Genomic DNA, 14,989 nt, shown 5'->3' with positions numbered 1-14,989 from the left:
CCCCGCCTCAGCCGACCTGGGCCCGGGCGTCGGCCCAACGGGTGTTCAGCTCCTCGAAGTAGGACGCCATGTCGCCGTCGGCTGCGCCGCGAGCGATGTCGACCAGCCGCTGCCGGTAGACGTTGCCGCCCAGGTCGATCTCGGACGTGGTGCGGATGTCGGAGAGGAGGGTCTCCTCGCCCGCCGGCGGCGGGTTCAGCTCCACGTACTGCACGCCGAGCGGCTCGAAGTCGCCGAGCGTGGTCGGTTCGGGGCCGTCCACCATCGGGGACACGCCACCCTCGTCGAAGGCATAGCCCGACTCGTTCGTGAACCACTCGATCCAGGCCCGCGCCGCCGGGATGTTGTCCGAGTGCACGTTGATGCCCTGCTTGTAGTCGCCGCCGATGGTGGAGTACGAGACCCCGTCCACCTGGCTCGGGAACGGCATGTAGCCGATGTCGTCTGCGGAGAAGCCGGCGTCCTCGGCAGCCTGTTGCATCTGCACGATCGCCCAGGAACCGAGCACCATGGTCGCCACCTGGCCGGAACCGATCAGCGTCTTGGACTCCTCCCAGTTCGTGGTGAGCGGATCCGGTTCGGACAACCCCTCGGCGACGATGTCGTAGAGGAGGGAGTCGATCTGGTAGTGCTCCTCGCCCTCCGCCCACGGGGCGTCGGTCCGGGCGAGGACGTTGTCCGCATCCGGGTCGCCGGTGAAGGCGTGCAGGCTCTCCCACTGACTCATCGGCCAGCCGTCGGCGTAGTTCGTGTAGTACGGGATCGCATCGGTGTTGTCCGCGATGGCGTGCAGAGCGGCGATGAACTCCTCGTGCGACGTCGGGACCTCCGTCACGCCCGCCTCGGCCCAGACGCGCTTGTTGTAGAGGATGCCGCTGGCATTGCCGGTGATCGCGATGCCGTACCCGTTCCCCTCGAACGACTGCTCCTGGACGAAGCGGTAGTCCGCGCTGAGCTCGTCCACCGTGCCGAGCGGCTCGAAGAAGAGGGGGAGCTGGTCCCGGGCGACCGTGTTCGGGATGAGCAGGACGTCCCCGTAGTCCTCGGTGTTCATCCGGATGGTGACCTCACCCTCGTAGTCGGTGATGGCCTCGAAGTTCACCTCGACGTCGGGGTAGACCTCGTTGAACCGGTCCGCATAGTCGGCGAACACGGTGTCGACGATGTCGGTGCGCTGGGTGAGGACGGTGATGGAGCCCGAGATCTCCTCCGGCTCGCCGCTGGTCTCGGCATCGCCGGACCCGCCGCCCGTCCCGCAGGCGCCGAGGAGCATCAGGGTTGCCGCCGAGAGCGCTCCCGCGGCTCTGGCCGTTGACTTCTTCATGGTGATCTCCCGTTGATCGTGCTCGTCATTGAGGGCGCCGGAGTGCGCCGGGATGGCCGCGGTGGAACATCGTCGGGCCTGGGTGCCGACGGTACGCGGCCAGGTCGAGGCATGTCAACGTTGACAACTCTAGCACTGATGTGGATTGTGTTGGTATTGCAACGATGTGACGTTCGATGGCTTGGCTCGATGTCAGGGCTGTCATTGGAACGTGAGAACAGCATCCGAAGCCGGCCGCGCGCTGTAGGGTGCGCATCAGAGGTGGCCGCGGCGCGGCGGTCGGCAACAGGGACGGGAGCCTGCGATGCACGCAGAGGGTGAGGCCACGACGGCCAGCCGGGCGACCCTCGCGGACGTCGCCCGGCTGGCCGGCGTCAGCGCGAAGACCGTCTCGCGCGTGGTGGGCGGCGACGCGAACGTCGCGCCGGCGACCAGGGAGCGCGTCATGGAGGCCGCCCGGCGGCTCCGGTTCCGGCCGAACACGCTGGCGCGCAGCCTGCGCCACGGCGGCCGGACGAACACCGTCGCGTTCGTCATCGGTGACCTGACGAACCCGTTCTACATCCAGGTGGCCGCCGGCGTGGAGCGGGAGCTCGCGACGCGCGGCATGACGATGCTGCTCGCGGCCACCGAGGATGAGGCGGACAGCGAGGCGCGCGTCGTGGAGACGATGCTTCGTCAGCAGGTTCGGGCGTTGCTGATCACCCCGATCGCACCGGACCAGTCCTACCTGGAGGGGGAGCGGCAGCTCGGCACCGCCGTCGTCTGCCTGGACCGGCCGGCGCACAACCTGCTCGCGGACTCGGTGGTCCTGGCGAACCGGACCGGAACCGCGGAGGCGGTGCGCGGCCTGCTCGCCGTCGGGCATCGCAGGATCGCGTTCGTGACCCGGCCGGCGGACCTGTACACCCACGCCGAGCGGCACGCCGGGTATCGGGAGGCGCTCCTGGCGGCGGGCATCACCGACCCGTCACCCTGGGAACGCCTCTCGGACCTGGACGGGCCGAGCCCGGAGGAGGCCGTGCGCGACCTGATGTCGATGGCCGAGCCGCCCACCGCCATCATCACCGGCAACAACCGGGCCAGCGCCGGCGCGCTTCGAGCGCTCGGCCGCCGGCTCGAGGAGGTCGCGTTCATCGGGTTCGACGACTTCGACCTGGCGGATGCGTTCGGGATCAGCGTGGTCGCCTACGATCCCACCGAGCTCGGCCGGCGGGCGGCGCGGCTCGCGCTGGACCGGTTGGCCGACCCCACCGGACCGCCGCACCACATCGAGATCCCCACCAGGGTGATCCACCGAGGCACGGGCGAGGTCCCGCCGCGGGGATAGCCGGGTCGTGTGCTGGGGTCTGCTCCGGGTGCGATTGACTGGGACACATGCATCTCGACTCGAGCCCTGAATCCCTGAGCTACCCGCCGGCCAGCCGGTCCGACGTCGTCGACGTCCTGCACGGGGTGAGCGTCGCCGACCCGTACCGCTGGCTCGAGGACCCTGATTCGGCACAGACGCAGGCGTTCGTCGCCGCGCAGAACACGCTCAGTGAACCGATCCTCGCGGCGCTGCCCGGGCGCCCGGTGTTCGACGACCTCGTCTCGCAGATCCTGCACGCGCCGAGCGTTGGCCTCCCGCACGAGCGGCACGGTCGCACGTTCGCGTGGGTGAACGACGGGACCGCGAACCAGGACTGGTTCGTCGTCTCCGACGAGGGCGGCGTGCCGTCCCTCGAGGACCGTGTCCTGCTCGACCCGAACGGGCTCGACACCGCGGGGACGACGGCGGTGACCAGTTGGTCGGTGAGCCCGGACGGGGAACTGCTCGCCTATGCGCTCGCCGAGGCCGGCTCGGACTGGCGCACGATCCGCGTGCTCGACGTCGCGACGGGAGCCCTCCGGCCCGACCAGATCATGTGGACGAAGTGGGTCGAGCCCACCTGGCTGCCCGACTCGAGCGGCTTCCTGTACTGGGTCCACGACGCCCCGACCGGCGCGACCTTCGCCGACGTCACCGAGGCCGGGTACCTGCGGCTGCACCGGCTCGGCGACGCACCGGCGGACGACGTCACCGTCTGGCACCGGCCGGATGCGCCGAAGCTGTTCGCCTACCCGGACGTCGCGGGGGACTGGCTCGTGATCAGGTACGCGGCGGGCTCCTCGGGGCCGAGCGACCTCGCGGTACGGCGGCTCGTGCCGGGCCCACGTGGCATCGACATCGACGCCGACGAGGTCGCGCTGACCTCCGATGCGCGCGCCCGGTGGGCGGTCCTCGGCGCCCGGGGCGGCCGGCTCGTGCTGCACACGGATGACGGCGCGCCTCGCCGCCGGATCGTCACGATCGATCCCGACGGCGTCGGTGCGGGTTCGGAGCCCGAGTTCCGCGAGCTCGTGGCCGAGTCCGCGGACGGTGTGCTGCGTCCGGAGTCCGCGCTCACGGCGGACGGTCTCGTGCTCGTCTACTCCCGCGACGCCACGCACCGGGTGGTGCTCGCCGGTTTCGACCAGGCGGACGACGACGGGGTTCCGGTGGGCGTCACCGAGGCGCGCCGCGCCGTCGACCTCGGCGAGGCCGTGACCGTGGCGGGCCTCGACGTGGAGGAGGGCTCCGCCGTCGTCCACGTCCGCACCGTCTCGTTCACCGATGCCGGGACGAACCACCGGGTCGTCACCGCACCGGCGCCGAAGCACAAGGTGCTGGCCGGGCCGGCCGGCGCGTTCGACGTCGGTGAGGTCTGCGTGACCCGACCTCGTGCGACGTCCGTGGACGGCACCGAGGTACCGATGTTCCTCGTCCAGCGCGCGGACCTCGCCGACGGTGCACCCCGGCCCACGCTCCTGTACGGCTACGGCGGGTTCCGGATCGAGGTGAACCCGGAGTTCCGGGCGATCTTCGTCGCGTGGGTCGCGGCCGGTGGCACGCTCGCGGTCGCGACGCTGCGCGGCGGCGGGGAGTACGGCGAGCAGTGGCACGACGCGGGCACGAAGGATCGCAAGCAGAACGTGTTCGACGACCTGTACGCCTGCGCCGAGTGGCTCCGCTCGTCCGGCACGGCATCGGCGATCGCGGTCCATGGGCGATCGAACGGAGGGCTGCTCGTCGGTGCCGCGATGACCCAGCGGCCCGAGCTGTGGGCGGCGGCGCTGCCGACGGTCGGCGTACTCGACATGCTGCGGTTCCACCGGTTCACGGTCGGTTGGGCCTGGTGCAGCGACTACGGCGACCCGGACGATGCGGCCGAGTTCCCGGCGCTGTACGCCTACTCACCGCTGCACCGGGTGCGCGATGACGTCACCTACCCGCCCACGCTCATCTGCACCGGCGACCACGACGACCGCGTGGTGCCCGCGCACTCCCTGAAGTTCGGTGCCGAGCTGCAGCATGCCCTGTCCGGAGGGTCGGGGGAGTCCGGTCCGGTGCTGTTGCGCGTGGACACCCGCGCGGGGCACGGCATGGGCAAGCCCAAGGACGCCCAGGCGGCGGAGTTCGCCGACCAGCTCGCGTTCGCGGCCCACCACACCGGGCTCGTTCCGGAGCCGCCCGTGGCGGACGTCTGAAGCATCTCGCACCGCGGATCGTGAACTGGCTCGGCGGCCCCACGGCCTGACCGTCACGGCTGGTCGGCCCGGGGCACCCTGCCGTCGTCGGCGGCCGCACGGAGCGCGTCGAAGTCCCGCCGGGACTGGTCCGCGTAGGCGTGCGCCCACTCCGTGATCGCATCGGTGAGCGCGGACCCGCTACCGAGGTAGCCGACGATCTTGCTGGCGCTCGGGCTCTGCGAGTGGGCCCTGGCCAGGATGGCCGCGCAGGCGGCGACATACTGACGGAACGCGGCCGCGTCGAGCTCGTCGAGGTCGATCGACCCCTTCATGTCGTGGAACTGACGCAGGTAGTAGTCCCGCCCGCCCACCCGCACGTGGCCGAGGTAGGGATCGGAGACCCCTTGGAGCACGCGCTGCAGGGCGACCACCCGCAGGCCGTTTCCGGCCGCCTCGATCCCTCGGGCGATGTCCGGTGGTTGCTCGACGCGCCCGTACCGGGCCAGGACGGACTCGCCTGCCTCCTTCACCTGCAGGAGCATCACGTCGTCGTCGGCGCCGCCCATCAGGTGCAGGTAGCAGCGCGTGCCGACGCTGCCGACGCCGACCACGCGACGGACGAGGTCCAGTGGTTCGTACTGGCGCAGGACGACGGCGATGTCGACGCTCATGCTCGCGAGGACGCGCTCGACGATGTCCGCCATGGCCTCGGCGGTGGCGCCGCTCGGGTGCGTCATCGTCGGCGGGTTCTCGACGAAGCGCAGCCGTCCGTCGGGGCCGCGCTCGGTGGTGCGCCGGACCGCCCGCTCGGCGGTGCGCTTGCGCGCCGACTCGACCGCGCCCTTCAGCGCCGTGCGCGAGGTCTTGTCGAGCCATCCCCGGGCCTTCGCCTTGCCCGTGTGCATGAAGTAGCGGGCCGCCGGGGACAGTGCGGCGAGCTCCCTGAGGCCGGCGGCATAGACGGCCACGGCCTCGCGGGCGGCCCGCTCGGTCTCGGCTGCGGCGTACCCCGCGTGCCTGCCGCCGATGACGGCGCTCGTGACCAGGCGCTTGAGGTCCCACTCCCATGGTGCGGCGGCCGCCTCGTCGAAGTCGTTCAGGTCGAAGGTGAGTCGCCGCTCGGGGGTGGCGTAGATGCCGAAGTTGCTGATGTGGGCGTCACCGCAGGCGATGACCGGCAGGCCGGAGCTCGGGGAGTCGGCAAGGTCGAGAGCCATCAGTCCCGCGGTGCCGCGGTAGAAGGCGAACGGATCCTGGAGCATCCGAGCCATCCGGAGCGGGACGAGTTCCGGCAACCGGTCGGCGTTCTGCTCCGTGAGGTGGGCGACGGGGTCCCGGTCGGACGTCGTCAATGTGCCGAGGGTGCGGCGCGGCGCCACCTTGCGTGTCTGCCGGCCCGCCGCGTGCGCGGCCCGTCGGGTCGGGTACCGCTCGATCCTGTTGTGGCCTGTCACGGTCACATCATTCACCCTGCGCGGGACCGCCGGCTCCAGCGGATCGGGCGACGGCGAGGATCAGCCGATCCGCCGGTAGGTCACCCCGAGCGTGTTCTCGTCGTGCGGTGGCACGTGCAGCCCGTACAGCGTCCCGAGGGCATCGGTGAGCTCCGGTAGCCGGCCCTGCGCGGCCAGGTCCCGGGCCCGGGCGGTGGGGGAGTGCACGAGGACGCCGGCGAAGTGACGCAGCGCCCGCTCGACGTCCTCGGAGTGCTCGCCGCGCTCGCGGGCGCGGGCGATCTCGGCATCGAGCAGTTCCTCGATGTGGCCGCGGTAGGCCACGATCGCGGGCCCTGCGGTCTCGGCGGCCGTGCGGGTCTCGTACTCGCGGGTCGCCGCAGCCACCAGGTCATGCGCCTGCGCGCTCGCGTTCAGTTCCGCCACCGGGGCGTGCAGGCTGATCGTCTCCAGGTCCAGCAGATCCACGCCGGGCACGGTCGTGACGTCCTTGGCGACGTTGCTCGGCAGACCCAGGTCGATGACCAGCAGCGGCCGCGCGTCCGTGCCGCGGGCGGGCGCGAGCCGCTCGGTGTCCAACGCAAGCACGTTCGTTGAGGTGATGACCAGGTCCGCGCGCCCGAGCGCGACCGCCAGCTCGGCCGCGCCGACGGGCCGCACGCCCTCCCGGCTCGCGAACGACTGCTCGCGCCCCGAGGGTGAGGACACGTCCACGGTGCCGACGCCCCGCTCGCGCAGCGCCGCCAGGGTGGTCCGCGCGTACGCACCGGTGCCGATGATCAGCACCCGGGCTCGGGCCCACTCCGGGATCCGGCTCTCGGCGAGGTCCAGCGCCAGGCGCACCATGGACCGGCCGGCCGCGTTGATCCCGGTCGTGTTCTTCACGCCGCGGGAGGTGGTCGAGGCCATCTGGAACAGCCGCTCCAGGGCACCGGTGGTGGCGCCGGCCTCGCGGGCGTCGCTGAGCGCGCGGCGTACCTGGCCGGCGATCTCGTCCTCGCCGACCACCACGGAGTCGAGGCCGCTGGCCACCGCGAACAGGTGCGCCGCCACCCGGCTGGAGGTCATCACGCGGGCCTTGGCCCGCAGGTCGTCCGTGGTCAGCCCCGCCGGACCGGCGAGGCGCCCGAGCGCGGTCTCGACGGCCGCCTCGACGTCCGCCTCGGACTCGGCGTCGACGTCGAGGTAGGACTCGTGCCGGTTGCACGTCGCGACCACGACGGCGCCGCGCACGCCGACGTCAGCGAGATGCGCCGTCGGGTCCGGATGTGCTGCGGAGAGTCGCTCGAGGACCGCGAAGCTCGCGGTCCGATGGTTCGCACTCACACACACCAGCACGCCCGCCATCGTACGTCCGCGGCCCGCTGATCGTTATGACGCGGTGTCGGAACCCTCGCCCACGATGCGCGCGAGGGTGGCGGCGAGAGGTCTGGGGTGGGAGATCATGCCCATGTGGCCACCGGGCACCAGGCCCAGGCCAAGGCCCAGCCGGTCCGCGGCGATCCGCCGCTGGAACGCAGGTGGGAAGAGCCGGTCGTCGGCGAACGCGAGCACGGTGGTCGGCACGTCCGGCCACGCCGGCAGCGGCCAGGGGGCGCCGAACGGCGTGCCCGATTGTGGCCGATCCCACGAACTCGCCTGCTCGAGCTGCGCCGGGGTCAGCCCGTTGTAGAACAGGGCCTCGAGGGAGTCGTCCGGTTCCCGGTTCGCGGCGAGGTCGGCGTCGCGGCGCGCGGCGGCCTGACCGGTCGCCTCCCACCAGTCGCCGGGTGCCTCCCCGGGGCGCGGCACCATCGCTGAGAGCAGGACCAGCCGCGCCGAGGCGAGCCGCTGCGCGGCGAGCGGCGCGGTGAAGGCGCCGAACGAGTGGGCCACGAGCACGACGTCTCCGGGATGGTCCGCGGTGACGGCAAGGACGGCGTCCGCGTATGCCCGCAGATCGGCGGAGTCGTCGGCGCAGGGGAGATCGACCGCCACCGAGTCGAGCCCGACGGCCCCGAGGGCGGCCCGGAGCGGTTGCCAGTAGCCGGGGTCCGACCCGGCGCCCGGAATGAGCGCGAGCAGCGGGCGGCCGATGCTGGCCCGGTCCTGCGGCGACGTCGTCATGGCGGCTCCCGATGGGTCATGCGAGTCAGCGTATCCCCGAGGCAACCGCAGGGCCGGTGCCGCGAGGTCGGTCAGGAGGCACCCGGCCGGTCCCAGCGCGGCGGAGCCGCTCACGCGCCTCGCTATCGCGCAGTGAGGTGATGGGCTGTCCGACCGTGTGCTGATACTTGGCGTCGTATGCCCTGGTCCAGACGCCGGCCGCCCACGACCGTTCGATCTCGTCGGCGCTGAAGTCCCGGCCACGCGCACGGCAGTACGCGACGAGGAACTGCTCGGTCTCCGCCACGGTGGCAAGCTCGTCCACGTCGACGGACGAGTACAGCGCGGCAGCCAAGCCGACGAGGACGGCCTCGCTGTCGACGGTCATGCTGTCCCAGTCGTGCACCACAAGCAGCGCGTCGCCGCTCCACCGCAGGTTGCCGGCAAGCCAGTCGCAGTGGCCGATCACTGCGTCCGACTCGCCGGCTCGAAGCCTGTCCCGGGCCAGGCGCCCGGCGTCGTCGATCCAGTCCGGGCCGGCCACCTCGTTGAGGTTGACGACAGGGCCCTCCGGACGCGGCCACAGTCCGTCCTCGGCGTGGTTCCACGCCGCCCACGACGGTGCCGGTTCGAGCGTGGACACCTCGGCCGGCCGGGGGGCGAGCTCAATCAGCCGCGCGAGGGCTTCCGCTGAGGCCCGCACCCCCTGGTCCGTGCTCGGGAGCAGGGCGCCGCCAGGGACGTAGGCCTCCGCGGTTGCGATGTCGCGGCCGAGAGGCACGGCGTCGGTGAGCGGCTCCGGGCACGGGTAGCCGGCCTGGAACATGCGGCGCTGGATCTCGACGCAGGCGGCCATCCGCGGCGAGTCCGGACGGACCTTGACCACCACCTCGCGGCCGTCGGCGAGCCGCAGCCCGATGACGGCGGACAGGTGCCCGGTTCTGAAGATCTCCTCCGCCGGCGGGCTGCCCAGCTGCTCCGTGCACCACTGGGCCAGGCGGGCAGGATCGACGGCATCCGCGCGAGAAGACACGTGGGCATCCTGACATGAGCCGGTGACACCTCGGAGCCGTGGGACGTCGCGTCAACCCCACCATGGTCACGACGCCCGCGCCCGAGATGTCAGAATCGAGCGTGTGACCCTCCTGCCCGCCGACCACCCGCTCACGGGTGCCACGGCTTCCTCGCCCCTCGTCCGCGCCTACTCAGGGGAGCGTCCGCCGACCACGCCGGTGTGGTTCATGCGGCAGGCGGGACGTTCGCTGCCCGAGTACCGGGCACTGCGTACCGGGACCCGGATGCTCGAGGCCTGCCTGGACCCGGACCTGGTCACCGAGATCACCTTGCAGCCGGTCCGCCGGCACGGCGTCGACGCCGCGATCTTCTTCAGCGACATCGTCGTCCCGTTGCGCCTGATCGGTGTGGACGTGGACATCGTGCCCGGCAAGGGCCCGGTGCTGGCGCACCCGGTGCGGACCGCAGCAGACGTCGCCGCGCTGCGCGCTCTCACGCCCGACGGCGTCCCCGCGGGCCTGTTCGAGCCGGTCACCACCGCGGTCGGCCAACTGGTCGGCGAGCTCGGCAGCACGCCCCTGATCGGGTTCGCGGGCGCCCCGTTCACCCTCGCCGCCTACCTCGTCGAGGGTGGCCCGTCGAAGGACCAGCTCGCCGCGCGGACGCTGATGCACGGCGAGCCCGAGGTGTGGGCGGATCTGATGTCCTGGCTCGCCGAGCTGACCGGGGCGTTCCTGCTCGCGCAGATCGGAGCGGGCGCGTCCGCGGGCCAGTTGTTCGACTCCTGGGCCGGCGGGCTGTCCCTGGCCGACTACACCGCGCTGGTCGCACCGCACTCGGCGGCCGCGCTCGCGCCGGTCCGCGACCTGCGGGTGCCCGGGGACGCCGGTGCGGCGACGAACGAGGGACGAGTGCCGACGGTGCACTTCGGTGTCGGCACCGGCCACCTGCTCGGGGCCATGCACGACGTCGGGGTCGACGTCGTCGGCGTCGACTACCGCACCCCGCTGGACGCCGCCGCTGCGGTCGTGCCCGGCGTGCCGTTGCAGGGCAACGTGGACCCCGCGCTGCTCGCCGCGCCGTGGCCGGTGCTCGAGTCGCACGTCCACGACGTGCTCGCCCGCGGCGTCGCGGCTCCCGCGCACGTGCTCAACCTCGGCCATGGCGTGCCGCCGGACACCGACCCGGGCGTCCTGACCCGGATCGTGGAGACGGTGCACGCGGCCGCGGACCGATGACTGCTGCGGACGTCGTCGTCATCGGCGGCGGCGTCGCCGGACTGGTCGCCGCGTGGGAGGCGGCCCGCGCCGGCAACTCGGTCACGGTCCTGGAGGCCTCGGACTCCTTCGGCGGTCTGGTCGGCTCGAACCCGGTGGCCGGCCTGGCGCTGGACTCCGGCGCCGAGAGCTTCGCCACCCGCGGCGGCACCGTCGCCGCCCTCGTCGAGGACCTCGGACTCGCCTCCGAGATCGTCAGCCCGAGCCGGGTCCCCGCGCGGGTCCACCACGACGGCGTCTCCCGCGCGATGCCCGCCACCGGCGTGCTCGGCATCCCGACCGACCTCGACGCCCCGGGCCTGGTCGAGGTCCTCGGCGAGCACGGCCTGGCCCGCGCCCGGCGGGACCTGGACCTGCCCGTCGACGTCACCGGCGCCAGACCCGGCGCCGGACCGGGCGCCGTCGCCCGCGGCGTCGGTCCCGCGCCCACCCCGGCCGGCCCGACGCTGGCCGCCCTGGTCACCGCCCGGATGGGTGAGGCCGTCACCGACCGGCTGCTGCGCCCGGTGGTCCGCGGCGTGCACTCGGTCGAACCCGAGGAACTCGCCGCGACCGACCTGCTCCCCGGGGTGCTGGACCGCCTCGCCCGGACCGGGTCGCTGGCCGCTTCGCTCGCCGAGATCCGTGCCGCCGCCCCCGCGGGCAGCGCGGTGCAGGGCCTGCGGGGCGGCATCCACCGGCTCGTCGAGGCCCTCGTCGCGGATCTGGCCCGCGCCGGCGCCGACCTGCGCCCGGGCACCCCGGTCACCGCCCTCCTGCCCGACGGCGGTGGCTGGCTCGTGCACGCGGGCTCGGCCCGCGTCCGCGCGGACACGGTGCTGCTCGCCTGCCCGCCACACACCTGGCGTTTCCTCGACCGCTCGTCGCCCGAGGCGACCCACGCCCTGGTGCGCCTCGCCGCGGAGTGGCCTGCGCCGTCGGGCGTTGACCTGGTGACCCTCGTCCTGGACGCGACCGCGCTGCCCGAGCACACCCGCGCCGGCGTGCTCGTCGCCGTCCCCGGCCGCGGCGCGAAGGCACTCACCTACGCCAGCGCCAAGTGGGACTGGGTCGCCGAGGCGGCCGGCCCGGACCGGGCCGTCATCCGGCTGTCCTACGCGGCCGGGATCGTGCCCGGAGACGCTGCCGAACGTGCCACGCTCGCGCTCGCGGACGCGGGCCGGCTGCTCGGGATCACGATCGGAGCCGACGCGCTCCTCGACCACGCCCGGGTGTCGCTCACGCTGCCCCGCCCGACCCGGGCGTGGGGAATGTCACAGCACGTCGACGCAGCCCGTTCAACGGTCACGGCGATGGGTTCCCTCGATGTGGTCGGCACGTGGATCGCGGGCACCGGGCTGGCCTCCGTGATCGCCGATGCGAGGGCCGCCGGACGGCGGATCTCGGGGTTCTGACGGAGCGTCGTCATCGGCATTCTGGTGCGGGTTTATGGTGATCGGGTGACCACTGAGAGCAACGCGTCGAACCCCCAGCAGACGGCCGCCGAGGAGAACCCCGAGGGCTACACGCTCTGGTCGGTCCTGCGCCGTGACCCCCACCGCGATGTGGACGTCTCCGACGCCGCCGTCGCCGAGGTCGAGGCCACCATCGAGCGTCTGGCTGCCGCCGGTGTCACCACCCGCGGGCTCTACGACGTCTCCAGCATCAAGGCTGACGCGGACGCGATGATCTGGATCCACGGAGACCGCGCCGAGGACCTCCAGGCCGGTCTGCGGGACCTGCGCCGCACCGCCCTGCTGAGCACCCTGCTGCCCACCTGGAACACGCTCGGCATGCACCGGGAGGCGGAGTTCAACGCCCGGCACGTGCCCGCGTTCCTGCGTGGCAAGGAGCCGGCCGCGTGGCTGACCGTGTATCCGTTCGTGCGCTCCCACGAGTGGTACCTGCTGCCCGAGGACGAGCGCCGGCAGATGCTCGCCGACCACGGCCGCCGCGGTTCGCAGTTCCGGTCGGTGCTCTCCAACACCGTCGCCGCGTTCGCGCTCGGGGACTACGAGTGGATCCTCGCCCTCGAGGACGACGACCTCGCGAACCTCGTCGACCTGATGCGGGACCTGCGCTACACCGACGCCCGCCGCCACGTGCGCGAGGAGACCCCGTTCTACGCCGGCCGCCGGGTCAGCGTGGCAGACCTCGCGCAGGTGCTGGCGTGAGCACGGTGGACACCACGAAGGACGCGGCCGCGGCGCGCGGCCGCAAGCCCGCCCCCGCCACCACCGTGGCGATGGCTCCGGGCGCCGTCGTCCCCGCGGCCACACCGGCCGCCCAGGCCGGACCCGAGCACGTCACCGAGCCGGTCGCCTACGACGCGATCGTGCTGGCCGGCTTCGGCGGTCCCGAGGGCCAGGACGACGTGCTGCCGTTCCTGCGCAACGTCACCGCGGGCCGTGGCATCCCGGACGAGCGCCTGGAGGAGGTGGCCCACCACTACCGCGCGTTCGGCGGGGTGAGCCCGATCAACTCCCACAACCGCCAACTGAAGGCGGCGCTCGAGACCGAGCTGGCCGGCCGTGGCATCGACCTGCCGATCTACTGGGGCAACCGCAACTGGGACCCCTATCTGAACGACGCGCTCCGGGAGGCCGACGCCGCGGGGCACCGCAGCCTGCTCGCCATTCCGACCAGCGCGTACTCCTCCTACTCGAGTTGCCGGCAGTACCGCGAGGACCTCGCCGACGCGCTCGAGGACACCGGCCTCGGTGGCGTCCTCGAGGTGGACAAGGTGCGCCAGTACTTCGACCACCCGGGCTTCGTGGCCCCGTTCGTCGACGGTGTCGCGGCCGGCCTGGCGACGCTGCGCGAGCACGGCGCGAGCGCCATCGAGGTGCTCTTCGCGACGCACTCCATCCCGATGGGCGACGCGCAGCGCTCCGGGCCCGCGGAGCTCGGCCTGGGCGACGGCGGCGCGTACGCCGCCCAGCACCGTGCGGTCGCCGAGGTGGTCATGGAGGCGATCGGCGAGCCCGAGACGCCCTGGCAGCTCGTCTACCAGTCCCGCTCCGGCCCGCCCAGCCAGCCGTGGCTGGAGCCGGACGTCAACGACGCCATCGCCGAGCTCCCGGCCAAGGGCGTCGACGGCGTGGTGATCGTGCCGCTCGGGTTCCTCTCCGACCACATGGAGGTCGCCTGGGACCTCGACACCGAGGCCATGGAGACAGCCGGCGAGCACGGCATCGCGGCCGCGCGGGTGCCCACGCCCGGCATCCACCCGAAGTTCGTGGCGGGCTTGGTGGACCTCGTCGTCGAACGGCTCGAGGGCACTGCGGTCGCGGACCGTCCCGCGCTGACCGCGCTCGGGCCCTGGTACGACGTCTGCCGCCCAGGGTGCTGCGAGAACGCCCGGCGGGGCTTCCGACCCGCGGTGGCCGGGCTGGCACCGTGACCACCGTCGCGGTCATCCGCATCGGCACCCGCGCGTCCCGGCTCGCTCGGACCCAGACGCAGACCGTCGCCGACGCGCTGACCGCCGCGGGGCTGCGCACCGAGGTGGTGCCGATGACCAGCGAGGGGGACCGCAACCGGGCGTCGCTGGCCTCTCTCGGCGGTACCGGAGTGTTCGCCGCGGCGTTGCGGACCGCGCTGCTGGCAGGGGAGTGTGATGCCGTGGTGCACTCCCTCAAGGACCTGCCGACGACCCCGCACCCCGGCCTGGTCGTGGCCGCCACCCCGGCGCGCGAGGATGCCCGCGACGCGCTCTGCGCCCGGGACGGACTGACCCTGGCCACCCTGCCTGCCGGCGCCCGCGTCGGTACCGGGTCCCCGCGCCGCGCGGCCCAGGTGCGCACCGCGCGCCCGGACCTGGAGGTCGTGGACATCCGCGGGAACGTGGACACTCGCCTCGGCTTCGTCAGCGACGGCGAGCTCGACGCCGTGATCCTCGCCGCGGCGGGGCTGCGCCGCATCGGGCGGGCTGACGCGATCACCGCCGAGCTCGGCCTCGACACCTGGCCGAGCGCACCCGGGCAAGGGGTGCTCGCCGTCGAGGTCCGCGAGGGCGACGCCACCGGCACGCCCCTGGCTGCGGCCCTGGCCGGCATCCATGACGCGGACGCCTGGGCCGCCGCGACGGCCGAGCGGTCCCTGCTCGCCACCCTCGAGGCCGGCTGCGCCGCCCCCGTGGGCGCCACGGCCACGGTGTCCGACGGCGTCCTGACGGTCTCCGGATCGGCGTACCGTCCGGGCGGTGGCGAGTCGCGTACCGCCAGCGCCAGCGGGCGGCCGGATGAGGCGGTGGCGCTCGGTAGCGCCGTCGCGGCCGATCTGATCGCCGCGGGCGCCGACGCGTGGATCACGGGCTGAGGCGT

12 protein-coding genes are annotated in these 14,989 nt (G+C 73.1%); 7 read left to right on the top strand and 5 right to left on the bottom strand.

Going from position 1 to position 14,989, the window contains the following annotated elements:
* Positions 1–7: 7 nt before the first annotated feature.
* Positions 8–1,324 carry an ABC transporter substrate-binding protein gene (locus tag GKS42_RS17125; protein WP_154794925.1) on the bottom strand — a complete coding sequence of 439 codons (1,317 nt, stop codon included), beginning with the start codon at positions 1,322–1,324 and terminating at the stop codon, positions 8–10.
* 304 nt (positions 1,325–1,628) lie between these two features.
* Between GKS42_RS17125 and GKS42_RS17120 the strand changes: the two genes are divergently transcribed.
* Positions 1,629–2,654: a LacI family DNA-binding transcriptional regulator gene (locus GKS42_RS17120; RefSeq protein WP_154794924.1), complete on the top strand. Its 1,026-nt coding sequence runs from the start codon at positions 1,629–1,631 to the stop codon at positions 2,652–2,654.
* A gap of 47 nt (positions 2,655–2,701) precedes the next feature.
* Positions 2,702–4,873, top strand: a complete 2,172-nt coding sequence (locus tag GKS42_RS17115; protein WP_154794923.1) for a prolyl oligopeptidase family serine peptidase — start codon at positions 2,702–2,704, stop codon at positions 4,871–4,873.
* A 53-nt stretch (positions 4,874–4,926) separates the two neighbouring features.
* Here the strand turns inward: GKS42_RS17115 and GKS42_RS17110 are convergent, their stop codons facing one another.
* Genes GKS42_RS17110 through GKS42_RS17095 form a run of 4 tightly spaced genes read right to left on the bottom strand, consistent with a single transcriptional unit; the run spans position 4,927 to position 9,427 of the window.
* On the bottom strand, positions 4,927–6,309 hold the full coding sequence (locus tag GKS42_RS17110) for a DUF2252 domain-containing protein (protein ID WP_232847714.1): 1,383 nt from the start codon (positions 6,307–6,309) through the stop codon (positions 4,927–4,929).
* A 60-nt stretch (positions 6,310–6,369) separates the two neighbouring features.
* Positions 6,370–7,635: a glutamyl-tRNA reductase gene (locus tag GKS42_RS17105; RefSeq protein ID WP_232847713.1), complete on the bottom strand. Its 1,266-nt coding sequence runs from the start codon at positions 7,633–7,635 to the stop codon at positions 6,370–6,372.
* 45 nt (positions 7,636–7,680) lie between these two features.
* A complete protein-coding gene (locus GKS42_RS17100; RefSeq protein WP_154794921.1) occupies positions 7,681–8,415 on the bottom strand; it encodes an alpha/beta fold hydrolase in 735 nt (244 codons plus the stop codon).
* Positions 8,416–8,440: 25 nt separating this feature from the next.
* The gene (locus GKS42_RS17095; protein ID WP_210769205.1) at positions 8,441–9,427 is read right to left on the bottom strand and encodes a phosphotransferase; all 987 of its coding nucleotides are present in this window, start codon (positions 9,425–9,427) and stop codon (positions 8,441–8,443) included.
* A gap of 103 nt (positions 9,428–9,530) precedes the next feature.
* Between GKS42_RS17095 and hemE the strand changes: the two genes are divergently transcribed.
* The 5 genes from hemE (at position 9,531) to hemC (ending at position 14,984) form a co-directional block, all read left to right on the top strand.
* Positions 9,531–10,646 (top strand): uroporphyrinogen decarboxylase, encoded by a 1,116-nt coding sequence (hemE, locus tag GKS42_RS17090; RefSeq protein WP_154794920.1) that lies wholly within the window; start codon positions 9,531–9,533, stop codon positions 10,644–10,646.
* Entirely contained in the window at positions 10,643–12,079 is a 1,437-nt protein-coding gene (locus tag GKS42_RS17085; RefSeq protein ID WP_154794919.1) for a protoporphyrinogen/coproporphyrinogen oxidase, read from the top strand. Before hemE ends, GKS42_RS17085 begins: the two co-directional genes overlap by 4 nt.
* 45 nt (positions 12,080–12,124) lie before the next feature.
* Positions 12,125–12,838, top strand: coding sequence for a hydrogen peroxide-dependent heme synthase (gene hemQ / locus GKS42_RS17080; RefSeq protein ID WP_154794918.1), 714 nt, complete (start codon positions 12,125–12,127; stop codon positions 12,836–12,838).
* Positions 12,839–12,909: 71 nt separating this feature from the next.
* Positions 12,910–14,067 carry a ferrochelatase gene (locus GKS42_RS17075; RefSeq protein WP_154796787.1) on the top strand — a complete coding sequence of 386 codons (1,158 nt, stop codon included), beginning with the start codon at positions 12,910–12,912 and terminating at the stop codon, positions 14,065–14,067.
* On the top strand, positions 14,064–14,984 hold the full coding sequence (hemC, locus tag GKS42_RS17070; RefSeq protein WP_154794917.1) for a hydroxymethylbilane synthase: 921 nt from the start codon (positions 14,064–14,066) through the stop codon (positions 14,982–14,984). The genes GKS42_RS17075 and hemC overlap by 4 nt, the downstream gene beginning before the upstream one ends.
* Positions 14,985–14,989: the final 5 nt, after the last annotated feature.

The organism is Occultella kanbiaonis, assembly GCF_009708215.1.
Taxonomy (GTDB): Bacteria; Actinomycetota; Actinomycetes; order Actinomycetales; family Beutenbergiaceae; genus Occultella; species Occultella kanbiaonis.
Note: the sequence above shows the minus strand (reverse complement) of the source record. Positions and strands in the feature narration are given on the sequence as shown.

Coding starts and splice junctions, on each gene's coding strand:
- GKS42_RS17120 (WP_154794924.1), top strand. CDS start 1,629: ATGCACGCAGAGGGTGAGGCCACGACGGCCAGCCGGGCGACCCTCGCG.
- GKS42_RS17085 (WP_154794919.1), top strand. CDS start 10,643: ATGACTGCTGCGGACGTCGTCGTCATCGGCGGCGGCGTCGCCGGACTG.
- GKS42_RS17125 (WP_154794925.1), bottom strand. CDS start 1,324: ATGAAGAAGTCAACGGCCAGAGCCGCGGGAGCGCTCTCGGCGGCAACC.
- GKS42_RS17100 (WP_154794921.1), bottom strand. CDS start 8,415: ATGACGACGTCGCCGCAGGACCGGGCCAGCATCGGCCGCCCGCTGCTC.
- GKS42_RS17115 (WP_154794923.1), top strand. CDS start 2,702: ATGCATCTCGACTCGAGCCCTGAATCCCTGAGCTACCCGCCGGCCAGC.
- GKS42_RS17075 (WP_154796787.1), top strand. CDS start 12,910: ATGGCTCCGGGCGCCGTCGTCCCCGCGGCCACACCGGCCGCCCAGGCC.